This is a genomic window from Streptomyces sp. RGM 3693 (genome assembly GCF_050471125.1).
Taxonomy (GTDB): Bacteria; Actinomycetota; Actinomycetes; order Streptomycetales; family Streptomycetaceae; genus Streptomyces.
The window spans coordinates 1-23,507 of record NZ_JBMPPQ010000004.1; the positions used below are offsets into that span (position 1 = coordinate 1).

General features: G+C 73.4%; 22 protein-coding genes and 1 pseudogene. 9 read left to right on the forward strand and 14 right to left on the reverse strand.

Annotated elements, in window-relative coordinates; translation table 11 throughout:
• Positions 1–411 precede the first annotated feature (411 nt).
• On the forward strand, positions 412–1,854 hold the full coding sequence (locus tag ACO0M4_RS36165) for an amidase (RefSeq protein WP_430375385.1): 1,443 nt from the start codon (positions 412–414) through the stop codon (positions 1,852–1,854).
• 49 nt (positions 1,855–1,903) lie between these two features.
• Here ACO0M4_RS36165 and soxR read toward each other — a convergent pair whose 3' ends face one another.
• A complete protein-coding gene (soxR, locus tag ACO0M4_RS36170; RefSeq protein ID WP_430375386.1) occupies positions 1,904–2,479 on the reverse strand; it encodes a redox-sensitive transcriptional activator SoxR in 576 nt (191 codons plus the stop codon).
• Positions 2,480–2,604: 125 nt separating this feature from the next.
• Here soxR and ACO0M4_RS36175 point away from each other — a divergent pair, with 125 nt between their 5' ends.
• Complete coding sequence (locus ACO0M4_RS36175; protein ID WP_430375387.1) at positions 2,605–3,066, forward strand: MaoC family dehydratase; 462 nt, start codon at positions 2,605–2,607, stop codon at positions 3,064–3,066.
• A 15-nt stretch (positions 3,067–3,081) separates the two neighbouring features.
• On the opposite strand, the gene ACO0M4_RS36180 is transcribed toward ACO0M4_RS36175, so the two are convergent.
• Together ACO0M4_RS36180 and ACO0M4_RS36185 are read right to left on the reverse strand one after the other, a co-directional pair.
• Positions 3,082–3,705, reverse strand: coding sequence for a TetR/AcrR family transcriptional regulator (locus ACO0M4_RS36180; RefSeq protein ID WP_430375388.1), 624 nt, complete (start codon positions 3,703–3,705; stop codon positions 3,082–3,084).
• 132 nt (positions 3,706–3,837) lie between these two features.
• Positions 3,838–4,995, reverse strand: coding sequence for an acyl-CoA dehydrogenase family protein (locus ACO0M4_RS36185; RefSeq protein WP_430375389.1), 1,158 nt, complete (start codon positions 4,993–4,995; stop codon positions 3,838–3,840).
• A gap of 88 nt (positions 4,996–5,083) precedes the next feature.
• Between ACO0M4_RS36185 and ACO0M4_RS36190 the strand changes: the two genes are divergently transcribed.
• Together ACO0M4_RS36190 and ACO0M4_RS36195 are read left to right on the forward strand one after the other, a co-directional pair.
• Positions 5,084–5,746, forward strand: a complete 663-nt coding sequence (locus tag ACO0M4_RS36190; RefSeq protein ID WP_430375390.1) for a TetR/AcrR family transcriptional regulator — start codon at positions 5,084–5,086, stop codon at positions 5,744–5,746.
• A gap of 53 nt (positions 5,747–5,799) precedes the next feature.
• Positions 5,800–6,792, forward strand: a complete 993-nt coding sequence (locus tag ACO0M4_RS36195; protein ID WP_430375391.1) for an urea transporter — start codon at positions 5,800–5,802, stop codon at positions 6,790–6,792.
• A 44-nt stretch (positions 6,793–6,836) separates the two neighbouring features.
• Here the strand turns inward: ACO0M4_RS36195 and ACO0M4_RS36200 are convergent, their stop codons facing one another.
• The 3 genes and pseudogenes from ACO0M4_RS36200 to ACO0M4_RS36210 all read right to left on the reverse strand — a co-directional run.
• Positions 6,837–7,937 (reverse strand): zinc-binding dehydrogenase, encoded by a 1,101-nt coding sequence (locus tag ACO0M4_RS36200; RefSeq protein WP_430375392.1) that lies wholly within the window; start codon positions 7,935–7,937, stop codon positions 6,837–6,839.
• A gap of 100 nt (positions 7,938–8,037) precedes the next feature.
• Complete coding sequence (locus ACO0M4_RS36205; RefSeq protein WP_430375393.1) at positions 8,038–9,432, reverse strand: aldehyde dehydrogenase family protein; 1,395 nt, start codon at positions 9,430–9,432, stop codon at positions 8,038–8,040.
• Positions 9,433–9,747: 315 nt separating this feature from the next.
• Positions 9,748–10,338, reverse strand: a pseudogene (locus ACO0M4_RS36210) (TetR/AcrR family transcriptional regulator); the annotation flags it as partial.
• A 288-nt stretch (positions 10,339–10,626) separates the two neighbouring features.
• Between ACO0M4_RS36210 and hmgA the strand changes: the two are divergent.
• Together hmgA and ACO0M4_RS36220 are read left to right on the forward strand one after the other, a co-directional pair.
• The gene (gene hmgA, locus ACO0M4_RS36215; RefSeq protein WP_430375394.1) at positions 10,627–11,961 is read left to right on the forward strand and encodes a homogentisate 1,2-dioxygenase; all 1,335 of its coding nucleotides are present in this window, start codon (positions 10,627–10,629) and stop codon (positions 11,959–11,961) included.
• 35 nt (positions 11,962–11,996) lie between these two features.
• Positions 11,997–12,746: a GntR family transcriptional regulator gene (locus tag ACO0M4_RS36220; RefSeq protein WP_430375395.1), complete on the forward strand. Its 750-nt coding sequence runs from the start codon at positions 11,997–11,999 to the stop codon at positions 12,744–12,746.
• Positions 12,747–12,805: 59 nt separating this feature from the next.
• On the opposite strand, the gene ACO0M4_RS36225 is transcribed toward ACO0M4_RS36220, so the two are convergent.
• Complete coding sequence (locus ACO0M4_RS36225; protein ID WP_430375396.1) at positions 12,806–14,227, reverse strand: MFS transporter; 1,422 nt, start codon at positions 14,225–14,227, stop codon at positions 12,806–12,808.
• A gap of 195 nt (positions 14,228–14,422) precedes the next feature.
• On the opposite strand from ACO0M4_RS36225, the gene ACO0M4_RS36230 reads away from it, so the two are divergent.
• Positions 14,423–15,694 (forward strand): type ISP restriction/modification enzyme, encoded by a 1,272-nt coding sequence (locus tag ACO0M4_RS36230; RefSeq protein WP_430375397.1) that lies wholly within the window; start codon positions 14,423–14,425, stop codon positions 15,692–15,694.
• A gap of 146 nt (positions 15,695–15,840) precedes the next feature.
• On the opposite strand, the gene ACO0M4_RS36235 is transcribed toward ACO0M4_RS36230, so the two are convergent.
• Positions 15,841–16,104 carry a hypothetical protein gene (locus ACO0M4_RS36235; protein WP_390019353.1) on the reverse strand — a complete coding sequence of 88 codons (264 nt, stop codon included), beginning with the start codon at positions 16,102–16,104 and terminating at the stop codon, positions 15,841–15,843.
• Between the two features lie 239 nt (positions 16,105–16,343).
• Positions 16,344–17,150: an SGNH/GDSL hydrolase family protein gene (locus ACO0M4_RS36240; RefSeq protein ID WP_430375398.1), complete on the reverse strand. Its 807-nt coding sequence runs from the start codon at positions 17,148–17,150 to the stop codon at positions 16,344–16,346.
• Between the two features lie 313 nt (positions 17,151–17,463).
• Here ACO0M4_RS36240 and ACO0M4_RS36245 point away from each other — a divergent pair, with 313 nt between their 5' ends.
• Positions 17,464–18,702 carry a S8 family peptidase gene (locus ACO0M4_RS36245; RefSeq protein ID WP_430375399.1) on the forward strand — a complete coding sequence of 413 codons (1,239 nt, stop codon included), beginning with the start codon at positions 17,464–17,466 and terminating at the stop codon, positions 18,700–18,702.
• A gap of 95 nt (positions 18,703–18,797) precedes the next feature.
• Here the strand turns inward: ACO0M4_RS36245 and ACO0M4_RS36250 are convergent, their stop codons facing one another.
• Entirely contained in the window at positions 18,798–19,505 is a 708-nt protein-coding gene (locus ACO0M4_RS36250; protein WP_430375400.1) for a YoaK family protein, read from the reverse strand.
• A 125-nt stretch (positions 19,506–19,630) separates the two neighbouring features.
• Entirely contained in the window at positions 19,631–19,849 is a 219-nt protein-coding gene (locus ACO0M4_RS36255; RefSeq protein WP_430375401.1) for a hypothetical protein, read from the reverse strand.
• A gap of 183 nt (positions 19,850–20,032) precedes the next feature.
• On the opposite strand from ACO0M4_RS36255, the gene ACO0M4_RS36260 reads away from it, so the two are divergent.
• Positions 20,033–21,145: a DUF5925 domain-containing protein gene (locus ACO0M4_RS36260; RefSeq protein ID WP_430375402.1), complete on the forward strand. Its 1,113-nt coding sequence runs from the start codon at positions 20,033–20,035 to the stop codon at positions 21,143–21,145.
• A 37-nt stretch (positions 21,146–21,182) separates the two neighbouring features.
• Here ACO0M4_RS36260 and ACO0M4_RS36265 read toward each other — a convergent pair whose 3' ends face one another.
• From ACO0M4_RS36265 to ACO0M4_RS36275, 3 genes are all read right to left on the reverse strand, one after another.
• A complete protein-coding gene (locus tag ACO0M4_RS36265; RefSeq protein WP_430375403.1) occupies positions 21,183–22,145 on the reverse strand; it encodes a pirin family protein in 963 nt (320 codons plus the stop codon).
• A gap of 42 nt (positions 22,146–22,187) precedes the next feature.
• Complete coding sequence (gene ddaH / locus ACO0M4_RS36270; protein ID WP_430375404.1) at positions 22,188–22,979, reverse strand: dimethylargininase; 792 nt, start codon at positions 22,977–22,979, stop codon at positions 22,188–22,190.
• A gap of 72 nt (positions 22,980–23,051) precedes the next feature.
• Complete coding sequence (locus ACO0M4_RS36275; protein WP_430375405.1) at positions 23,052–23,441, reverse strand: GntR family transcriptional regulator; 390 nt, start codon at positions 23,439–23,441, stop codon at positions 23,052–23,054.
• Positions 23,442–23,507: the final 66 nt, after the last annotated feature.

The window sequence follows — 23,507 nt, forward strand, 5'->3', positions numbered from 1 at the left end:
AAACGGAGCCGCACCCGGCAACGTACGACGAGGCTCAGGGAACGACACCGCCCCGCGCAGCGGACCCGCGCCGCAGGCGCAACGGCGAAGAAGCCAAGCACGTACGAAGGCGCCCCGCGCAGCGGCCCCGCGCAACGGCGAGGAAGCCAACAACGTACGGCGAGGCTCAGGGCAACGACACCGCCCCGCGCAGCGGACCCGCCCGCCGCAGGCGCAACGGAGCCGCACCCGGCAACGTACGACGAAGCCCCGCGCAGCGGCCTGGCTGTCCCGTTCGCCTGCGGCCTTTACACGCTGGGCGGCAAACTGAAACAACTGTTGACGGGCTGATCAGGAGGGCGCCCCGGCGCCGGCCCGTCCCGCGCGTGCGGCACCCGGGCCGCACGGGCCTCGACGAGAGGGTGGACGTCCATGGCCGAACTGCACGATCTGACCGCGCTGGAACAGGCCGCGGAGATCCGGTCGGGGGAGCTGTCCCCGGTCGAGCTCACCGAGCACTACCTCACGCGGATCGACCGGCTGGACGACACTCTGGGCGCCTTCCTCACCCGCACCCCGGAGCTCGCCCGCAAACAGGCCACGGAGGCCGAGAGCGAGGCCGTCGCGGCCCGCCGCGAGGGCCGGGCGCTCCCGCCGCTGCACGGTGTCCCGGTGCCCGTGAAGGACCTCAACCGCGTGGCCGGGGTGCGCTGCACGATGGGCTCGGCCGCGCTGGCCGACCACGTCCCGGACACCGACGACCACGTCGTCACCGCGCTGCGCCGGGCCGGCACGATCCTGCTGGGGAAGACCAACACCCCCGAGTTCGGGCTGCCCTGCTACACCGAGAACGCCCTCGCCCCGCCCGCCCGTACCCCCTGGGACACCACGCGCTCGGCGGGCGGCTCCAGCGGTGGCGCGGCCGCGGCGGTGGCCGGCGGGCTGGCGCCGGTCGCGCACGGCAGCGACGGCGGCGGGTCGATCCGCATCCCGGCGTCGGCGTGCGGGCTCTACGGCATCAAGCCCAGCCGCGGCCGGATCGGCGCCGGCCCCCTGCTGTACGACGTGACGGGCCTGAGCACCTCCGGCCCGCTGGCCCGTACGGTCGCCGACGCGGCCGTACTGCTCGACGTGATGGCGGGCACCCTGCCCGGCGACCCGTACGCCGCGCCGGCCCTGCCGCCCGGCGAGACCTTCGTCGGTCAGGTCCGCCGGGACCCGGGCCGGCTGCGGATCGGGGTGCTCGCCCAGCCGCCGCTCCCGGACGTCGAGGTGCACCCCGACTGCCGCGCCGCGGTCGCGGAGACCACCGCCCTGCTCGGTCAACTCGGCCACGAGGCCGAGGAGGTGTCGTTCCCGACCGACGACCGGATCCTGCACGCGTTCACCCGGGTCTGGTCGGTGATGGCCGCCAACCATCCCGTCCCGCCGGACGGCGAGGAGCTGCTGATGCCACTCACCCGCTATCTGCGGGCCCGCGGCCGGGAGGTCTCCGGCACCGCCTTCGCCAGTTCCCTGCACGCCTTCCGGGTGCTCGCCCGGAACCTCGCCGACGGCCTGATGCCGCCCGACACCGGCTACGACGTGCTGCTCTCCCCCACCGTGGCCGCGCCGCCGCCCCCGGTCGGCGCACTGCGCAACGACGCCGATCCGCAGGCCGAGTTCGCCGCCGTCGGCCGCTTCACGCCGTTCAGCGCCTTCTACAACGTCACCGGCCAGCCCGCGGTCAACGTCCCGCTGTACTGGAACGCCGAGGGGCTGCCGATCGGCGTGATGCTGGCCGGCCGCTACGGCGACGAGGCCACCTTGATCGCGCTCTCCGCACAGCTGGAGGCGGCCCGCCCCTGGGCCCACCGCAAGCCGCCCCTCTGGTGAGCGAACGGGCCGGGGCGCACCGCGCGGACCCGGCCCTGGGCCACCGGCTCTAGTCCTCGTGCTCCCCGGGCGCGCAGCTCCACGTGTCCGGGGTGCAGGTGCCGGCCGTGGAATCGGCGTCAGCGGCGGCACCCTTCGGTGCGCGGGCCGGGGCCGAGTCCGTGACGCGGCGGTCCACCCGGAGCCGGCGGGCGCCGGGCCCCTGATCGCCGAGGTTGTCGTAGGGGTTGGACAGTGCGCACTTCTCCATGGAGAGGCAGCCGCAGCCGATGCAGTCGGTCAGCCGGTCGCGCAGCTCGACGAGCTGGCTGATCCGCTCGTCGAGTTCGGTGCGCCAGACCTCGGAGAGCCGGGCCCAGTCCGCGCGGTTGGGGGTGCGCTCGTCCGGCAGCTCCGCCAGGGCTTCCCGGATCACCGCGAGTGGGATCCCGACCCGCTGCGCGGCCCGTACGAAGGCGACCCGGCGCAGCGTCTCCCGGGTGTAGCGGCGCTGGTTGCCGGCCGTGCGGGTGCTGCTGATCAGTCCCTTGGACTCGTAGAAGTGCAGTGCGGAGACGGCCGCGCCGCTGCGCGCGGAGAGCTGGCCGACGGAGAGCTCGTGGACCTTGAACGGAAGCTGGGGCACGTCGGCAACCCTACGGCCTGTCCGGTGGTTCCCCGGTGCGGTCTCCGGCCGGGGCGTTGACAGCGGGCGCCCGCCCTCGCATGCTGAGCAAGCGCTTAGTAACACGGCTGAGGAGGCGGACGAGGATGGCAGAGCCCCGGGTGTTCGGGTCGGTCGAGGAGCTGCGGGCGGCGGTCGGTGAGGAGTTGGGTCCCAGCGACTGGCTGGAGGTCGACCAGAAGCGGATCGACCTGTTCGCGGAGGCCACCGGCGATCACCAGTGGATCCACATCGACCAGGAGAAGGCCGCGGCCGGACCGTTCGGCACGACCATCGCGCACGGCTATCTGACGCTGTCGCTCCTGCCGGTCCTGGTCCCGCAGTTGCTGCGGGTGGACAACGTGAAGATGGGCATCAACTACGGCACCAACAAGGTGCGGTTCCCGGCCACCGTCCCGGTCGGCTCGCGGCTGCGGGCCCGGGCCCGGATCGCGGAGGTGGCCGAGGTGACCGGCGGGGTGCAGCTCACCATGGTGGTGACGGTCGAGCGGGAGGGCGGCGAGAAGCCGGTGTGCGTGGCGGAGTCGGTCAGCCGGTTCCACCTGTAGTCGGCGCGGGGGCCGTCAGGAGGCCCCGCCCACCATCCGCAGGACGAGGTCGGCGTAGAGGGCGCCGACCTCGTCGGGCGTCCGCGGGCCCTCGACCGAGAACCAGCGGGCGACGTCCACGCAGAGCGACAGCACGGCCAGGGTGGTGCCGGGGACGTCGTCCACCCGGAACTCCCCGCTCTCCGCGCCGTCCTCGATGATCTGCCGGAGCAGCCGGTCGGTGCGACGGCGCAGCCCGGCGATCTCGGCGTAGTGGTCCGCGCCGAGCGCCTGGAGCTCGTACTGGATGACCCGGGCGGTGGTGTGGTGTTCGGCGTGCCAGCGGGCGAAGGTGCGCACCGCGTCGTGGAGCCGCTCGGTGGCGCTGCCCTGGGCCTCGGCGGCGGCGGTCATGATGCGCAGCGCCTTCTCGTGGCCGATGCCGCTGATGCGGTAGAGCAGCTCCTCCTTGGTCTTGTAGTGGATGTAGAGCGCGGCCGGGCTCATCCCGGCACGGCCGGCGATGTCACGGGTGGTGGTGGCGTGGTAGCCGCGCTCGGCGAACGCCTGGACGGCCGCACTGACCAGCCGCCGCGCGGCGTCCGGGGACACCCCGGACCACTCGTCGCTCTCCTCCGCCGCCCGCTCGGCCGCACCCATCGCGCTCCCCGCTCCTCGATCCGACAGGGGTCTTCCCCTGTCGGATCGAACACCATACCGCGTCACTGAGCAAGCGCTTAGGTCCCGTCCGGGGGACGGACCCGGCGCGTCGGCGGGCGGCGGACGGGCGGTTCAGAAGGCCGAGACGCCGGTCAGGGCGCGGCCGATCAGGAGCTTCTGGATCTGGCTGGTGCCCTCGTAGAGGGTCATCACCCGGGCGTCGCGCAGCAGCTTGCCGACCGGGTACTCGTCGATGTAGCCGTAACCGCCGAAGACCTGGAGTGCGTTGCTCGCGGCGCGCACCGCGGCCTCGGAGGCGAAGAGCTTGGCCTTGGACGCCTCGGTGGCGAACGGCTCGCCCCGGTCGATCAGATCGGCCACCCGCCAGGTCAGCAGCCGCGCCGCGTCCACGTCCACCGCGATGTCGCTGATCAGTTCCTGGACGAGCTGACGCCCGGCGATCGGGGCGCCGAACTGTTCGCGCTGCCCGGCGTATCCGAGCGCGGCGTCCAGCGCGGCCTGGGCGATGCCGACGCAGCCGGCGGCGACCGACATCCGCCCCTTGGCCAGCGCGGACATGGCGACCGAGAAGCCCTTACCCTCGGGGCCCAGCAGGGCGCCGGCGGGCACCCGCACGCCCTCCAGTACCAGCTCGGCGGTGGCCTGGCCGCGCAGCCCGAGCTTGCCGTGGATGGCGCGGCGGGTCAGGCCCGGGGTGTCGGTCGGTATCAGGAAGGCGCTGATCCCCTTGTGGCCGGGAGCGCCGCCGGTCCGGGCGAAGAGCAGGACCAGGTCCGCCCAGGTGCCGTTGGTGATGAACATCTTGCTGCCGTCGATGACCCAGTCGCCGCCCGCGCCGTCCCGGACCGCACGGGTGGTCAGGGACGCCGCGTCGGAGCCGGTGCCGGGTTCGGTCAGGCCGAAGCAGCCGAGCGCCCCGCCGGACGTGAGCCGGGGCAGCCACGCCCGCTTCTGCTCCTCGTCGCCCCATGCGGCGAGGGTCTTGGCGACCAGCCCGAGCGAGACCGAGACGATGCCGCGGACCGCGGAGTCGCCGCGCCCCAACTCCTCGGTGACCAGCGCGTACGCGAGGTGGTCGCCGCCGGAACCGCCGTACTCCTCGGGGATGGTCAGCCCCAGGAAGCCGAGGTCGCCGAGCTTGCGGACGATGCCCGGGTCGACCTGTTCGGCGCGGTCCCAGGCGGTGGCGTGCGGGGCGATCTCGCGGTCGGTGAAGTCTGCCGCGAGCCGGCGTACGGCGGTCTGCTCGGGCGTGAGCTCCAGGTTCATCTCGGGCCCCTTCTCGGCGGGAACGGGAGTGCGGAGACAGTTAATTAGCACTGCTAGTTTTTACCGAACAGCCCCTACTATGTGCGGCATGGCCCGACCCCGCAAGCCCCTGCTGAGCCGCGAACGCATCGTCACCACCGCGCTGGCGCTGATCGACGCGGAGGGGCTCACGGCGCTCTCCACCAGGCGGTTGGCGGCGCAACTGGGCGTGAGCGGCCCCTCCCTCTACAACCACTTCACGACCAAGGACGAGATCCTCGACGCGGTGGCCGACACGGTCATCGCCCAGGTCGACGTCTCGACCCTGGCGAGCGGCGCCGACTGGCGGGCCGGCCTGCTCGACTGGGCCCGCTCCTACCGCGCGGCGCTGGCCGCCCATCCGCACATCGTGCCGTTCCTCGCCCAGGGCCCGGGCCGCCGGCCGGCCGGGCTGAAGATGGCCGACGCGGCGTTCGGCGGCATGGTCGAGGCCGGCTGGCCGCCCGCCCTGGCCACCAAGGTCTGCGCGATGGTGCGGTACTTCGTCGCCGGCTCCGCGCTCGGCTCGTTCGCCCGCGGCTTCGTGGACGACCCCGGCGCCTACGACCCGGCCGACTACCCGCACCTCGGGCAGGCGCACCTCCTGGCCGAGCACCAGCGCCGCGTGGACGACGGCGCGTTCGAGGCCGGACTGCGGGCCCTGGTCGACGGGCTGACGCTGCATCACCCGGAACTGGCCCCTCCCGGCAGCGATTTCCGGATACAGATGTAAAGTACATCAGTCCCTGGCGGGCAGGGACGACGTGCGTCCTGCGGGAGGCGGAAATGCGCCGGTCGAGTACGGCCAACGAGGTGCCGACAGCCAAGAGTTACGACCTGTTAGCGACCCGCTGGGGCCGGTTCGTCACGGAGGTGCTGCGCGGTCAGGCGCAGGTCGACTTCCTGCCCAGCGCGCTGTCCGGAGTGGTGTTCTCGATCGCGCTGTTCGTCGCGGGCTGGCAGTACGGCCTCTACGGCCTGATAGGCACGGCCGTCGGCACCGGCACCGCGCACCTGCTGGGCGTGGACCGCAGCCGGGTCACGGCCGGACTCGAAGGCTTCAACTCCTGCCTGGTCGGGGTCGCCTGCGCGGTCTTCCTCAACGCCGACCACCTCTCCACCCTGCTGGTCGCGGTCGCCGCCAGTGCCGCGGTCACGGTCGTCACCGCGGCCACCGCACGGGTGCTGGGCACCTGGGGCCTGCCCACCTTCACCCTGCCGTTCTGCCTGGCGGCCAGCGCGCTGACCGTTGCCGCACCCGACTTCCGGCACGTGTGGCACCTGGAGGACGGCCTCGCCGCGCTGCCCAGGACCGCGTCCGGGCCCACCGCGCTGAGCCTCACCGACCTGTGGCACGCCTTCTTCACCAACATCGGTGAGATCTTCCTGATGCCGCAGTGGTACGTCGGCCTGATCTTCGTCATCGGCATCTTCGTCGCCGACCGCCGGCTGGGCGCCCTGGCCTGCGCCGGCAGCGCCGTCGGGATCCTGACGTCGTGGGCGCTCGGCGCCCCCGCCGACCAGGTGCGCCAGGGCCTGATGGGCTACGACGCGGTACTGGTCGCCATGGCCCTGGGCGGGGTCTTCCTGATCACGGACGCCTGGAGCGTGGGGTACGCGTTGGTCGGCGCGGTCACCTCCACCGTGCTCAGCCCGGCGCTCGGCGCGCTCTTCGCGCCGTCCGGCGGGCACGCCTTCACCTGGCCGTTCGTGCTGGTGTCGCTGGTGTTCCTGGTGGCCGCGCCGGCCTTCCCGCGGCTGCGCCGGGCCACGGGCTGACGGACCGGCGGCGGCCGGCGCGGAGCCGGCCGCCGCCGGAGACCTCAGAACACCACCAGGGCCCGGCCGCCCTTCCCGGCGAGCATCGCCTCGAACGCGGCCGGGATCCCGTCCAGTCCGATCCGGTCGGTGACCAGCGCGGAGAGGTCGAGCGCGCCGGAGCGGACGTGCTCGGCGATCACCGGGAGGTCGCGGGCCGGATCGCTGTTGCCGTAGACACAGCCGGAGAGCGTCCGGCCGAAGTAGAACAACTCCAGGGCGGAGAAGGTGACCTGCTGGTCCTTGCCGCCGATGCCCACCACCGTCGTCCGGCCGCCGCGACGGGTGGCCGACCAGGCCGCCCGGATGGTCTCCGCACGGCCCACGCACTCCACGGCGACATCGGCGCCGACGCCGCCGGTGAGCGCCCGGACCCGCTTGGCGCCCTCCTTCTCGAAGAACGCCGGGCCGTCGGCCACCAGGAAGTCGGTAGCACCGGCCGCGCGAGCCAACTCCTCCTTCGCCGGCGAGACGTCCACCGCCACGATCGGGCCGGCCCCGGCGATCCGCGCCGCCTGGAGGGTCGCCAGCCCCACCCCGCCGACGCCGACGACCAGAACCGACTCCCCCGCCCGGACCCGGGCGCTGTGGTGGACGGCGCCCCACCCGGTGAGCACCGCGCAGCCGAGCAGGGCCGCGTCGACCAGCGGCACCCCGGCCGGCAGCGGCAGCGCGGCATGCGCCGGCACCACGGTCTCCTCGGCGAACGCGGCGGTGCCCAGGCCCGGGTAGAGCGCGCTGCCGTCGGAGCCGAGGGTGGCGTACGGGGCGCCGGCGGCCCGGCCGGCGTCGGCGCACAGCCACGGTTCGGCCAGCCCGCAGAAGTGGCAGTCGCCGCAGGACGGCGCCCAGTTGAGGACCACCTGGTCGCCGACCGCCACGCCGGTCACGTCCGGGCCCACCGCGCTGACGGTGCCCGCGCCCTCGTGCCCGAGCACGGCCGGGACGGGCTGGCGCAGCGTCCCGTTGGACAGCGACAGGTCGGAGTGGCAGACACCGGCGGCGGCGAGCTTGATCCGGACCTGGCCGGGGCCGGGTTCCGGCAGCGTGATCTCGGTGATCTTCAGCGGGGCGTTGACGGCGGGCAGGACGGCGGCACGGACCACGGGATCTCCTCGGGGCGGGGCGGGACGGGACGGCGACAGGACGGCCGGGGCATGCGGCGGAGGGGGCACGGAGCGGGCGGGGTGTGCGGGGCGGGCGGGCTCAGAACTGAAGGGACTTGGTCTGGAGGTACTCGGCCAGACCGTGCGGCCCCAGCTCCCGGCCGACCCCGGACTGCTTGTACCCGCCGAACGGGGCGAGCGGGTTGAACCGGCCGCCGTTGATGTCGACCTGGCCGGTGTCCAGGCGGCGGGCGAAGGCCGCCGCCGTGGCGTCGTCGCCGGCCCAGACCGCGCCGGCCAGGCCGTAGACGGTGCCGTTGGCGATCCGTACCGCGTCGTCCTCGTCCTCGTAGCGCAGGACCGTGAGGACCGGGCCGAAGATCTCCTCCTGGGCGATGGCCATTTCCGGGGTGACCTCGGCGAAGACGGTGGGGTTGACGTAGAAGCCGGGCCCGTCGGGTGTCCGCGGGCCGCCCACCACGGGCTTCGCGCCCTCGGCGACGCCGCGTTCGAGGTAGCCGACCACCCGGTCCCGTTGGCGGGCGCTGACCAGCGGGCCGATCCGCTCACCGGGGACGTACTTCGCGGCCGCGGCGGCGGCCAGCGCGACGGCCTCGTCGTACTGATCCCGGTGCACCAGCATCCGGGTCCAGGCGCTGCACGTCTGGCCGGAGTTGGCCATGACGTTGGCGACGCCGACCGCCACCGCCCGGCCGAGGTCCGCACCGGGCAGGATGACGTTGGCGGACTTGCCGCCCAGCTCCAGTGCCACCCGCTTGACCGCGCCGCCGGCGAGCGCGCCGATGGTCCGGCCCACCGCGGTCGAGCCGGTGAAGGAGACCAGGTCGACGCCGTCGTGCTCGACGAGCGCCCGGCCCGCGACCGGGCCGAGACCGGTGACAAGGTTGACGACCCCGCCGGGTATCCCGGCCGCCTCGACGCACTCGGCGAACAGCCGGGCCACCAGCGGGGTGTCCTCGGCGGGCTTGAGGACGACCGTGCAGCCCGCCGCCAGCGCCGGGGCCACCTTGGCGACGACCTGGTGCAGCGGGTAGTTCCACGGGGTGATCGCACCCACCACACCGACCGGTTCGTGCAGCACGGTGGAGGTGCCGAGGGTCTCCTCGAAGGCGTGCGTGCGGGCGAGATCGGCGTACGAGCCGCAGACCGCGACCGGCAACCCGGCGTGCACGGCCCGGCTGAAGGCGAGCGGCGCGCCGAGTTCGGCGGTGACGGTCTGCGCGATCTCCTCGGTGCGGTCGGCGAGTTGGTCGCGCAGCGCGGCCAGTCGCTCGGCGCGGGCGGCGGGCGGGGTGGCGGCCCAACCGGGCAGGGCCAACCGGGCGGCCCGCACCGCGGCGTCCACGTCCTCGGCGGACCCGGCCGGGACGGTGCCGATGACCTGCTCGTCGGCCGGGTTGACGACCTCGATCGTGCCGCTGCCCGCGGCGGGCCGCCAGCGTCCGCCGATGTACATCGCCTCGTGGTGCTTCACGTCGTGGTCCTCCCGGGCCGGCTGGTGGTGATCGGCACCCTAGGCCGCGCCCTGGGGCACTTCCTAGGGGGACACCATCCAAACTAGCGCCGGTAGTTTCGTGGCCGCCAGCGGCACTGCGCAGCCGCCCGGTCCGCCGCCGGTCCGGGCCCGCCGCCGTTACGGCTCGCCGCCACCGGAACCGGCCGCACCGCCCGCCGGGCCCGCCGGACCGGCCTCCCCGGCCCCTGCCGCCTCCGCGATCTCCGCCGCCCCGTCCACTGCGCCGTCCACTGCGCCGTCCACCGCGCCCTCCCCGGCGCCGCCCTCCGTCCCGTCCAGATAGCGCGCCAGATAGGCCCGCAGCAGTTCCTTGGTCTCCGTGACGATCGCCGGATCGCCCACCGGATCGGTGCGGAAGGCGAGCTGGAGCAGCGCATCGGCGGTCTCCACGCCGACCAGGAAGGCGGTGCGCAGCCGGGCGTCGGCGGGGTCAAGGCCGAGCCGCTCGGCGAGCAGGTGCAGCAGCCGGTCGGCGACCTCGTAGTTGGCCTGCCGGGACTCGCGCGGGGCCGGGACGGTGAACTCCACCAGGGCGAAGCCCGGCAGCGTCCGCTTCATGGCCAGGTACTCGTCGATCACCACGTCCATCGCGGCGCGCCAGCCCGGCGGCTGGTCCGGGGCGCCCAGCCGGGTGCTGATCCGGTCCGCGTAGGCGTCGAGGTTGCGCCGGGCGAGCGCCTCGGCCATGGCGCGTTTGTTGGGGAAGAAGCGGTAGACGGAGCCGATCGGGACCCCGGCGCGGCCGGCCACCGCGCGGGTGCTCAGGTCCTCGTACCCGGTCTCGTCCAGCAGCTCGGCGCAGGCGTCGAGGATCCGGGCCAGGCGCTGGGCGCTGCGGCGTTGGACGGGCGCACGGCGGAGCAGGGCCGGGGCGGGAGTGGCGGACGGGGTGGCGAGGGCCGGGGTGGTTTGCGGGGCGGGGGCGGACGGCGAGGCGGGCGGGGGCTTCGAAGGCTGCACACGGTCATCTTGCCCGCCGTACGGACCGAGGATGGCCGAGCGGGGTGATCCGGCCACCGCGGCCGGGAGTTTCCGTTGACGGACCCCCTCCTCAATCCTAAGGTCTTGCATAGGATTCCCTGAGGTCCTCCTCGGGGCCGTGGTGCCTTGGATTCCGTGGACGTCTTGTTCGGTGAGCGGCGGGAGCGTGTGATGACAGGTACGGACAACGAGCGGGCGCGGAAGACGGCCGAGGGGCTCGTCTACTCCTCCGGCTTCGGCAACGAGCACAGCTCGGAGGCGGTCCCCGGCGCCCTGCCGCTGGGCCGCAACTCCCCCCAGCGGGCCCCCCTCGGGCTCTACGCCGAACAGCTCAGCGGCTCCGCGTTCACCGAACCGCGCCGCCACAACCGCCGGTCCTGGCTCTACCGCATCCGGCCGTCGGCCGCGCACCCGCCGTTCGCCCGCGCCAACCGCGGCGAGATCCGCTCCGCGCCGTTCACCGAGTGCCTGCCCGACCCCAACCGGCTGCGCTGGAACCCGCTCCCCGAGCCCACCGACCCCACCGACTTCATCGACGGCCTGTGGACCCTGGGCGGCAACGGCGACGCGACCCAGCGCGCCGGCATGGCGGTGCACCTCTACCACGTCAACACCTCCATGGAACGGCGGGTGTTCGGCAACGCGGACGGCGAGCTGCTGATCGTGCCGGAGCGTGGCGGGCTGCTGCTGCGCACCGAGTTCGGTCTGCTGCGGGCCGAGCCGGGCCACGTGGCGCTGATCCCGCGCGGGGTCCGCTTCCGGGTCGAGCTGCTGGACGCCACCGCCCGCGGCTACGTCTGCGAGAACTACGGCCAACCCTTCGTCCTGCCCGACCTCGGCCCGATCGGCGCCAACGGCCTGGCCAACGCCCGGGACTTCCTCGCCCCGACCGCCGCCTACGAGGACGTCGAGGGGCCGGTCGAGGTGGTCAACAAGTTCTGCGGCCACCTCTGGACCGCGACCTACGACCACTCACCGCTGGACGTGGTCGCCTGGCACGGCAACCACGTCCCGTACGTCTACGACCTGCACCGCTTCAACGTCATCGGCTCGATCAGCTACGACCACCCGGACCCGTCGATCTTCACCGTGCTGACCTCGCCCTCGGACACCCCGGGGCTGGCCGGGGTCGACTTCGTGGCGTTCGCCCCGCGCTGGCTGGTCGGCGAGGACACCTTCCGGCCGCCGTACTTCCACCGCAACGTGATGACCGAGTACATGGGTCTGATCGAGGGCGCCTACGACGCGAAGACGGCCGGGCCGGGCGGTTTCGTCCCGGGCGGCGGCTCACTGCACAACATGATGTCGGCGCACGGCCCGGACCAGGAGACCTTCGACCGCGCCAGCGCCGCCGAACTCGCCCCGCAGAAGATCGACGACGGGCTGGCCTTCATGTTCGAGACCCGCTGGCCGCTGACCCTCACCGAGCAGGCCCGGGACGCCGGACACCGCCAGCGCGGCTACGACGACGTGTGGCAAGGTCTCCAGCGCCACTTCCGCCCGTAGCACCGGGACCAGCACCGCAGACCGGGGACCGCATCGTGACCACCTTCGCTCCCGACTCACTCGCCCTGAACCGCAAGTTGCCGCTGTGGTACCAGGTCTCGCAGTCCCTCCGCGCCTCCATATTGGGCCGCTCCCCCGAGGCACCGCTCCGACTGCCCACGGAGGACCAACTCGCCGCGCACTACGGCGTCAGCGTGCTGACGATGCGTCAGGCCCTCAAGGAGCTGGAGGAGGAGGGCCTGATCAGTCGGCACCGGCGCCGGGGCACGTTCATCGAACCGCACGCGCGGCGCGGCGCACCGGTGCGACTGCTCGGGTCGGTGGACGCGATCGTGGCCCAGCAGTCCGGGATGCGCACCGTCCTCCTGGAGCACGGCCCGGTACCGATTCCCGCCGAACTGTCCGAATATTTTCCGGATATGGCGGAGGTAGCCGGTTTTCGGCGCTTGCGCAGCGACGAGGCGACGGAGGAACCGACCAACCACGCACGGAATTTCGTGCGCCCCGACGTGGCCGCCCGGATCGACCTCGCCGACCTGGCGCGGTGGCCGATGACGAAGGTGCTGCGCGACGCGGTGGGCATCCGCATCGGGCGGATCACCGACACCGTCGAGGCGCGGCTGGCCGACCCCGAGACGGCCCGCCTGCTGCACGTACCGCTGCTCAGCCCGATCCTGCACTACACCGGCATCACCTACGACGAGTCCGGGCAGGTGCTCGACGTCGCCCAGATCCACTACCGGGGCGACCGGTTCTCCTTCACGGTGACGCTGGACGCGCACTGAGCCGTGGCGGCGCGGGGCCCGCCCGCAGACGGCCGCCGCACCCCAGACCCCTCCCCGGTTCAGATCCGCTCCAGGCTCCGCCCCGTACTGCGCGGCCCCAGCAGCGCGACATCCAGGCAGAGCAGCACCAAAAGCACCGCGGAGCCGCCGAAGACGGCGACCGCGCCGAGGTCGTTCAGCACGCTCAGCGCGACGAACGGCAGCACGACCGAGGTGAGTCGGGACAGCGAGTAGGCGATGCCGATCGCGCTGCTGCGCAGGCCGGTCGGGAAGATCTCGGTCTGGTAGACGTGGAAGGCGTTGGAGAAGACGTTGCTGCACACCGTCAGCAGGAAGCCGAAGGCGACGATCGCCCAGGTGGCGGTGGCGAAGCCGAAGGCCAGGCCGCAGGCGGCGATGCCGAGCGCGGAGGCGATGATCAGCGTCCGGCGCTCGATCCGGTCGATCAGCGGGACGGACAGCGCGGAGCCGATCGGATATCCGCAGTAGCTCAGCGCCGCGTATAGCAGTGAGTCGGTGACGGTGTACCCCTTGGCCGTGAGCACCACGGGCGCCAGCGAGCCGAAACCGTAGTAGCCGACGGTCTGGAGCACCTGGAAGACCCACCACATGAGCGTCCGGCGCCGGTGGTCGCCGCGGAACATCTCCCGCAACGACACCTTCCGCTCCGGGGGGTCCTTGGTGTCCGGGACGGACGGCAGGCTGCCGCCGGTCTCCGCCGCCACCCGCCGCTCGATGTCGGTGACGATCCGGTCGGCCTCCTCCTGGCGCCCGTGCACGCTCAACCACCGTGGTGACTCGGGCAGTTGGCGACGCATCAGCTGGATGAAGGCGGCCCCCACCGCACCGGCGACCAACAGCCAGCGCCAGCCGTCCACGCCCAGCACCTGGTGCCCGGCCACCAGGCGGGCGCCCAGCAGCGCCGCCACCGGGACGCCGACGAAGCCGAGGGTGTAGGCGTGGGCGAGGTAGCGTCCACGGACCGCCCGCGGCAGGAACTCCGCCAAATAGGTATCGACCAGGACGAGTTCGGCACCGAGCCCGAGTCCGGACAGGAAGCGCAGCACGAGCAGCCAGCCCAGGTCCGGCGCACCCGCCGCGGCCAGCGAGAAGAGCGCGTAGCCGCCCAGGTTGACCAGGAACATCCGGCGCCGGCCGAGCCGGTCGGCGAGCACCGACAGCACATTGGCGCCGACGAACATGCCCAGGAACCCGGCCGCGATCACCCAGGACTTCGCGGTGTGCCCCAGCCCCCACCGCTCGGCCAGGACCGCAGCGAGCACCCCACCCAGGAAGATCTCGTACAGGTCGAAGAAGGCGCCGATGCCGACGACGACGGTGATCCGGCGGTGCCACCGGGACGGCGGCAGCCGGTCCAGGCGGGCGCCGACCCGGGCCCCCACGGTGGTCCCCCCGCACCTGTCGTGCGCGGGACCGGGGATCCCCCCACGCCGTTCGGGCGTGGGGAAGGTGTCCGTCATGGCGGTCCTCCCTCGGCAGACGTACGGCCAGGACCGTACTCCGCCAAGATCGGCAAGCGGAAGACCGCGTTCGTCCGCCGCAGGCCCCGCTTCGGCGGGCCGCCGCGGCCCGGCCGACGGTGGCGGTCCCAGTGAACGGGTACCGCGCCCGCCGCTACCATGCGGGGGCAACCAACGGTCCGGGAGGGGCTCCGCGTGACGGCGAAGCAGGGCGCGCCAGGGCTGGACGCGCCACGGCTGTCCGATCTGATGCCATGGTCCGTGGCGCCGCTGCGGCTCGGCCGCTCCTGGGTGATGGGGCCGGATCCGGCCACCCTGCGCGCCCGGTGGCAGGCGCTCGCCGACGCCGTGGAACCGGCCGCCCGCGCACGGCTGTTCCGCCCGTCCCGGGCCCGCACCCCGCACTCCGCGGTCGGCCAGCTCCCCGGGCAGGCCACCCCGACCGCACGGCTGGCCCGGGCGGTCGGCCCGTGCCCGGAACCGGTACGGGTCCTGCACGGCCCGTTCGACCGGCAGTGGCTCCTGCCCGACCACCGACTGATCGACGCGGCCCGCCCCGAGCTGTGGCGCGTGGCCGACGAACACCAGCTGTTCCTGGTGGAGTTGGGGCACGTCCCGCAGACCTCCGGCCCCGCGGTGGTCTGCTCCGCGCTCCTCCCCGACGGACGCTCCCCCGCCGGGCGCCCCGGCCGGATCCACCCGCTCTACCGCCGGCCCGGCGGCGTCGAACCCAACCTCGCCCCCGGCCTGCCCGAACTCCTCGCCCACCGCCTGGACCGCCCGGTCCGCCCGGCCGACCTGCTCGCCTGGATCGCCGCCACCGCCACGCACTCCCCCGACGGCACCACGGTGCCGCTCACCGCCGACCCGGCACTCTGGGACCGCGGGGTGACGCTCGGCACCCGGCTGCGGTGGCTGGGCACCTGGGGCGCGTACCAGGGGGGCGGCCTGGACGGGCCCTCCGGGCGGCCGCGATTGCCAGGCGGCCGGCGGCCCTACGTACGGGCCGCTCTACCGACCCGTGGACTGCCCGAGACCCTCGACTACGCCCCCGACGATGAGGCGCTGCTGCTCGGCAGCGGGCGGATCGCACCGGTGCCGGCGGGTGCCTGGGAGTTCCACGCCGGGGGCGTACGGGTGGTGGAGGAGTGGTTCGCGCAGCGCGCCGGGGCCCCGGCCGCCGGTGCCGAGTCCGCCGAGCCCGGTTCCCTGGCGGCGCTGCGGTCCACCGCCTGGCCGCAGGAGTGGACCTCGGAGCTGCTGGAGCTGGTCACCGCCCTGGCGCTGCTGGCCGAACTCGCGCCGGAGACGGTGGAGTTGACCCATGCGGTGGAGGCGGGTCCGCGATTGGGGGCTGAGGAGCTGCGGGCCGCGGGGGTGCTGCCGGTGCCGGCTGCGGCGGCCCGGCCGGCGTCCGTGTTGGACCACCAGGAGGAGGGGCCGGACGGGCAGTTCGCGCTGCTGTGAGCCACCGCGACGCGGTGCGGGTCCGGGCACACGAGGAACCACCCGCCACGAGGTGACGGGTGGTGAGAAGGCGGCACCGGGCGGCAGTGTGTGCCGGGCCGGGACGGTGGGGTCGCCTGAGCCGGTGGTGCCGCTTCAGGGACGGCTCAGCCGTGGCCGCCGAAAAGCGAACGACGGAGCCTGCGCAGCGGTGCGAACAACGACACTCGGTGGCCGCGGCTCTTCCTCATGCGCGTGTGGTCACGCGCGGTGAGCTCCTGCATCAGCGAGGTGGCCCCCTCCACGTCGCGCTGCGGGATGGCGGGACCGCCGAGCACCGCGAGGTGACGGTCGAGCCGCGTGCTGGTCGCACTGCTCCCGCATGTGATGGCAGGGACCCGCGCCCTGCTGCGCACTGTTATCTGTTCCATGACTCTCCCCACCCGTACGAGGGCACCCGGCCAACGGGCAGGGTAACCCTATCTCTCTTGGAGGACACGCGTGCAGACCGGTCAACGGATTCACCTGCCATGCCTTGACGTTGACGAACACCATACGGAATGTCACGTACAGCGCGCGTCCCAGGGCGAGTTGAGGGGCCGTGCGGGACGCCCGGGCGGGCGGGGCGCGGAGGTGGGGGCACCCTCCTCCGCGCCCTGTACACGGAAGATCACGCAGCGGAGCCGAACACCGGGAGGTAGCCGCTGGCTTGACCGGCGGCGGTGGGGTGGTAGGACTCGTCGACGGGATAGGTCACGCTGTGCAACCACGGGCTGCCGGAGCACAGCTCATGGCCGGCGAAGGTCGAGTTGACATCGGCGAAGGCGAAGCCGTGGTCGGCGGCCCGCTTGGCGATGACGCCGTTGATGGCGTCGGCGGCGGCGTCCACGGCCGCCCGGGACTTTTCGGTGAGGCCGGCGACGCAGCCACCGTTGAGCTTGTAGAAGTGCGGGTACCCGAGGGCGACGACGTGGGCGGACGGGGCCTTGTCGGCGATCGCCGCGTACACGGTGTCGAGCTTGCCGGGGAGGGTGTTGTTGATGTAGGTGCGGGCCTGGTCGATGCGGGCGAGGCAGGCGCTCTCGCCCTGGAGGGCACAGGTCGTCATGGTGTCGGCGAACCCGGCGTCGTTGCCGCCGATGGTGATGCTGACCAAGCTCGTGGCGGAGCTGAGGGGGCCGAGCTGGCCGCTGACGACATCACCCGTACGGGCCCCTGAACAAGCGGTGAAGGCGAACGGCGACGGGGAGTGCGCGGCCGCCCAGAGGGCCGGATACGCCTTGGTGCTGCGCTTACAGGCGCCGCTGCCGCTGTCGTAACTGCCGGCGCCGACGCCGGACGAGTAGGAGTCACCGAGGGCCACATAGCCACCGGTGGCGGTGAGTTGGGCTGCCGCGGCGGCGCCGGCGCCGGTGAGCGCGAGCGACGCAGCAACAAAGAACGCGGATGTCAATGCCGCGAAACGGGACACTCTCATGGAACCTCCCATAGCAGGGTCTCTGCGTGATCCGTCGTACCAGGAGCCCCGCGTGGCCGGTAGTGTCCATGCCAAAAGTCGTCCAGAGTTCGCGGCTAATCCGCCGATCTGTCAGGTTCATCACTGCGGCGCCATTGCCTTTCCATGACGCGCATATGACATCCCGTTGAGGGCCTTGCTACCTGAGGGCGACTCATCGAACCTTTTGACGATCGGTCACGGACTTTCGCAGAACGACCGATTGCGTACCACCTCGTACGCCCCACCTGCGCGCGCACCACGGCGCGCCACCGATGAGGAGGACTCCCTCGCGATGGCAGTGATGCGTTCCACCACCCCCCACGCCGCCCGTCGGCGTGCCACCACCCTGCGGATCGCCGCGGCGGTCACCGCGGCCACGGCCGCCGCCACCCTCGGCGCCCTGGCCCTGCCCGCCCAGGCGGCAACCGCCCAGGGCACCGTCGTCGGCGCCGGTGCCGCGGACGCGGTGCACGGCAGCTACCTCGTCACGCTCAAGCCGAGCGCCGGCCTCAAGGCCGCGTCGTCGGACGGCCGCAGCGTGATATCCGCCTACGGAGGCACCGTCAAGCGCACCTACACGGCCGCGCTCAACGGCTATGCCGCCACGCTGTCCGAGGCCCAGGCGAGACGGCTGGCGGCCGACCCCGCCGTCGACCACGTCTACCAGGACCGCACCGTGCACGCCCTGGACACCCAGATCAACCCGCCGTCCTGGGGCCTGGACCGGATCGACCAGGCGAAGCTGCCGCTGGACAAGAAGTACACCTATCCCACCACCGCCGGCTCCGGCGCCACCGTGTACGTCATCGACACCGGCGTCCGGATCTCCCACCAGGAGTTCGGCGGCCGGGCCGTGAACGGCTACGACGCGATCGACAACGACAACGTCGCCCAGGACGGCAACGGCCACGGCACCCACGTCGCGGCGAACATCGCCGGCAGCTCGTACGGCGTCGCCAAGAAGGCGAAGATCGTCGCCGTGCGGGTGCTGAACAACTCCGGTTCCGGCACCACCGCCCAGGTGGTCGCGGGCATCGACTGGGTCACCAAGAACCACAAGGGACCGTCGGCGGCGAACGTCTCGCTGGGCGGCGGCCCGGACGCGGCACTCGACACCGCCGTGCAGAACTCCATCAAGAGCGGCGTGACCTACGCCATCGCGGCCGGCAATTCGGGGGACAACGCGCAGAACTACTCCCCCGCGCGGGTCCCCGAGGCGCTCACCGTCGGCGCGACGACCTCGACCGACGCCCGCGCCTCGTACTCCAACTACGGCTCCCGGGTGGACCTCTTCGCGCCCGGCAGCAGCATCACCAGCGCCTGGAACACCAGCGACACCGCCACCAACACCATCTCCGGGACCTCGATGGCCACCCCGCACGTCGCGGGCGCCGCCGCGGTCTACCTCGCCGGGCACCCGACGGCCACTCCGGCCCAGGTCGCCACGGCCCTGGTGAACGGCGCCACCTCCGGGGTCGTGACCAGCCCCGGCAGCGGCTCGCCCAACAAGCTGCTGAAGCTCGTCCCGTAAGACGCCCGTCCCGTAAGGGGAACCGCCCTCTGAGGGCCACCCGGTAGCGGAACCCCACGAGGGACCGGCGGGTGTGGACGCCGACGGCTGGCCGGTCAGCCGTCGGCGTTCCGCCCGTGGGCGAGCCCGGGGACGAGGAGGGCGGTGGCCGCGACGGTCACCGCCGCCAGCAGCACCACCAGTGACGTACGGGTGCCCAGCCCGATCAGCCACGCCCCCAACAGCCCGCCCACGAGCATCGCACCCACCGAACTGCTCCGGCGGGGCACGGCGCGGCTGCAGTAGCCCAGCCGCCGGTCGCCGCCCACCACGGAACCGCTCACCAGGGCCGTCAATGCGCGGGTCTCCACCGTCGTGGAGAAGTCCGGGGCGGCCACCCGCATCGCGGTGACGTTGCGCATCCCCATCGCCACCGCCATCAGGGCGATGGCCGCATAGCGCTGACCGCCCGCCAGTTCGCGGCCCGGGCCGGTCGCCCAGCTCGCCCCCGCCGCACCGGCCAGCAGCGCCGCCTCGGCCAGCAAGGCCACCGGGAACCACGGGCGCCCCCGGGCGGCCAGGGTGGACTCCAGCCGGGCTCCGAACGCCGCCCCGACCAGGAACGCGCCGAGCGAGACCACCGTGGCCGCCACCGGCAGCCCGCCCTGTCCGGCGATGCCGAAGCCGAGAAAGAGCAGATTGCCGGTCTGGGTGGCGGTGAAGACATGACCGAGGGTCAGGAAACTGGCGGCGTCGAGCACCCCGGTCACCACGGTCAGGCACACCAGGACCACCGTCAGGGCAGCTCCGCTCGGCGGCTCCACGGACCGTCTCCTTCCACCGGGCACCTCGGATCGGCGTGGTGCCAGTCTCCGGACGACCGGCGCGGCGCCGGGCCATTGCGCCGTCTGTGGGCGCCCCGAACTGACGCACCGTCAGAGTGGCGGTGTCAGCCGGTGCGGGTCCCTTCGGTGGATGCCGTTCTCGCCCGGGACTGCGCCCCGGATTCGCCCCCCGCGCCGCACATCACCAGCAGCAGCGCCAGCGCCGCCACTCCGACCACGACCGCCACTCCGAAGGCCGTCCCCCGACGCCCCCGCAGGCGCCCGCCGGCCGCCCGCTCCGACCCGTCCGGCCGTCCCTGACGTACCTCACCACGACGTCGCACGGCGGACCACCCTAGGGCGGGCCCGGCGGGCGCGAACAGGGCGCGTTCCGGCGCACGTACCGCCCGCGGAACGCCCGCAGAACGCCCGCGGACCGCCCGCGGAACACCGCCCCGATCCAGGTGGCCGACGCGCCCCCGGATATTCCTTGTGCGCGACCGGTCGGTGTGGCGGATCATGGCGCCATGTGTGCCGATCAGGTCCCGACCTCCCGCACCGAGGAATCCCTGCCGCTCCGGCTGACCATGGACGACAGCGACTCCCCGTCCGACGTCGTCGACGCGCTCTTCCTGGGCCGGTTCGCCAACGGCGAGCAGCCCCACGCCCGGAGCCGCACCGTGGACCGGGTGAAGTCCGGGCTGACGCTGCTGCCGCCCGGGGTGCGGATCCTGCGCTCCGCCCGGGACGACGACCGCAGCGCCACCCTCGCCGAGGGCGACGGTTTCACCCTGCTGGTCTCCCGCTGGAACCGCGGCGCCGACGTGACGGTCACCGCGGTCACGGACGAGCTCGCCGAGAAGGTGCTCGGACAGGCCGCGGACGGCGCCGAGGACGCACCGGAACCGCAGCCGGAGAACGTTCCGATGGGCTTTTGGTACTTCTCCCCGCGCCGCGGCCCGCACCGCACCACCCGTCAGATCAGCGCCGGGACCTGGGAGGAGATCCGGGCCAACTACACCGCGCCGGTGGCCACCGCGATGGACCGGCTGATGACGGTGTCGCCCCAGGAGATCGCCGGCCGGCTGCTGTTGCTGCACGGCCCGCCCGGCACCGGCAAGACCTCCGCGCTGCGCACGCTCGCCCGGTCCTGGCGGGACTGGTGCCAGGTGGACTGCGTACTGGACCCGGAGCGGCTCTTCACCGACGTCGGCTACTTGATGGACATCGCCATCGGGGAGGACGACGCCGCGGGCAAGAGCCGGTGGCGGCTGCTCCTGCTGGAGGACTGCGACGAACTGATCCGCGGCGAGGCCAAGCACACCGCGGGCCAGGCGCTGTCCCGGCTGCTCAACCTCACCGACGGGCTCCTCGGTCAGGGCCGCAACGTCCTGGTCGGCGTCACCACCAACGAGGACCTGGAGCGGATGCACCCCGCGGTGGTCCGCCCCGGCCGCTGTCTGGCCCGCATCGAGGTCGGCCCGCTGACCCGCCCCGAGGCCGTCGACTGGCTCGGCACCGAGGAGGGCATCGGCCGCGACGGCGCCACCCTGGCCGAGCTCTACGCCCTCCGCCGCGGCACCCGCCCCGCCGCACTGCCGTCCCAGCCCCAGGGCACGACCTCGGGGTTGTACCTGTAACACCGTTACGGGCTGCCGGTGACAGGCGGCGGTCGGGTCAGCGCGCCCGGCCCCGCGGTTTGAGCGGTACCGGCGGGAGTTCGGGAGCGAGCAGCCGGTCACCGGCGTAGCCGTGGACGGTGCCGAAGCCGTCACCGCCGGCGTTCCACGCCGCACGGGCGGCGGCGATCTCGTCGCCGGTGCGCCCGACGAAGTTCCACCACATGACGATCTCCTCCTCGAAGGGTTCGCCGCCGAGGAGGAGCAGGTTGCCGGCTTCGGTGGCGCGCAGCGGGAGGTCGGTGCGGCCGCAGCCGAGGTAGAGCAGCGAGCCGGGGGTCAGCGGGACGCCGTCGACCTCGGGGGCGCCGGAGACGGTCAGTGCGGCGTACTCGAAGTCCGGGTCGAGGGGGAGCCGGGCGTCGGTGCCCGGCGCGAGGGTGAGGTCGGCGCCGACCAGCGGGGTGTAGGCGGTGCCGGGCGAGGCGGCGCCGGCCAGTTCACCGAGGATGACGGTGGCGCGGAGGCCGCCGCCCCCGGTGACGACGGGCAGGTCGGCGTGGTGCTCGAAGGTCGGGGCGGTGGCGCGGTGGGCGGCAGGCAGGGCCACCCAGAGCTGGGCGCCGTGCAGGGCGGGGTGCGGGCGCGGGGACTCCTCGGAGTGGGCGATGGCGCGGCCCGCGGTCATCAGGCCCAGTTCGCCGGGGCGGACGGTCTGTAGGGAGCCCAGGCTGTCGCGGTGCAGGACCTCGCCCGCACGGAGCCAGCTGACGGTCTGTAGGCCCATGTGCGGGTGCGGGGGGACCTGCATTCCGGGTTCGTCGGCGATGTTGTCGGGGCCGTAGTGGTCCACGAAGCACCAGGCGCCGACCATGCGGCGGCCGAGGTTGGGCAGGAGGCGACGGACCACCGTGCTCTCGCCGAGCGGGACCTGTTTGCCGGCCTGGAGCTCGCGTACCGGGCCGGTGTGGCGGTTGCCGCCGCAGCGGGTGGGAGTGGGGCTGAGGTCGAGGTTGCTCATGCGGCAAGGATGCCCCTACGGCCGCCCCGGGGTGACGTTCCCTCAGGTGCCCCGGGCGTGCTCCGCCAGGTCGCGGAAACGTACCGACAAGCAGGTGACGCAGCCCTCCCGCTTTTCGAACTCGCTGATGTCGACGAGGACCGGGCGGTAGCCGAGCCGGGTGAACAGCTGGGCGCTCCGGGGTGCGGAGGCGGCCATCAGGACCACGTCGTCGCCCAGGAGGACGACGTGTGCACCGGACTCCTCCAGGACGGGCCGGAACTGCGGGAAGACCGAAGGGTCCTCGCCCAGGGGCAGGTAGCCGATGACGGTGCCGTCCGGGAGGGCGGTGACCGCGGATTTGAGGTGCAGCACCCGCCTGAGCGGTACCGCCACGACCCGGGCGCCCAACGGCTCGAAGGCGGACCGGAGTTGCCGGACCCCCTCGGGGTTGGTGCGGCAGCCGCGGCCCACGTACACCGTGTCCCCGATCTTGAGGACGTCGCCGCCGTCGAGCGTGCCGGGGGCGCGGACCGCGTTGAGGGAGCAGCCGAGCGCCTCGGCGGCCTCGCGGGCGGCCGGGAGCTCGGGGCGGCGGGATTCGGCGCCGGAGCGGGCGAGCAGGGCGACGTTGCGGAAGACGACCATGGTGTCCTCGACGAAGACCGCGTCGGGGCAGTCGTCGGCGGGGGCCACCTCGGTGGTCCGCCAGCCGTGGTCGTGCAGTGCCTGGACGTACGCCTCCCACTGGCGCAGGGCCAGCGCGGGGTCCACCGGCTGCCGATCCATGTGGGTGACCAGGCCCTCGGCGAGGCGGGGGCCTGGGCGTCGGACGAGGGCGAGCCGACTGGGCATGGTCTCCTCCGGGGTGGGCGGGGGCCGGGCCGCCTGGTCAGGGCCCGGCCGCCTGGTCAGTGCCGGTTTTCGTCAGTCACCGGTGTCGTACGTGGCGCGCAGCGCGTCGGTGACGGCGGCGAGCGCGGCGGCGCGGTCCAGGCCGAGGCGCTGGGCGCGGTGGGCGTAGGCCGCGGCGGCTGCGGCGGCCTCCTTGTCGGCGGCGTCACCGGCCGCGGCGACGAAGCTGCCGTTGCGGCCGCGGGTCTCGATCACCCCGTCGGTTTCCAGGGCACGGTACGCCTTGGCGACGGTGTTGGCGGCCAGGCCCAGTTCCTCGGCGAGGCCGCGGACGGTGGGGAGTTTGTGGCCGACCGGCAGGGTGCCGGTCCGAGCCTGGTCGGCGATCTGCGTGCGGACCTGCTCGAACGGGGCCTCTGCCGCCGCCGGGTCGATGGTGATCGTCAGGGTCTGCGGGGACACGGTGGCGCTCCTGGTGCTGGTGGTGACGCGGGCGGCGGGTGCGCGGGGTGCGCGGATCCGTCGGCG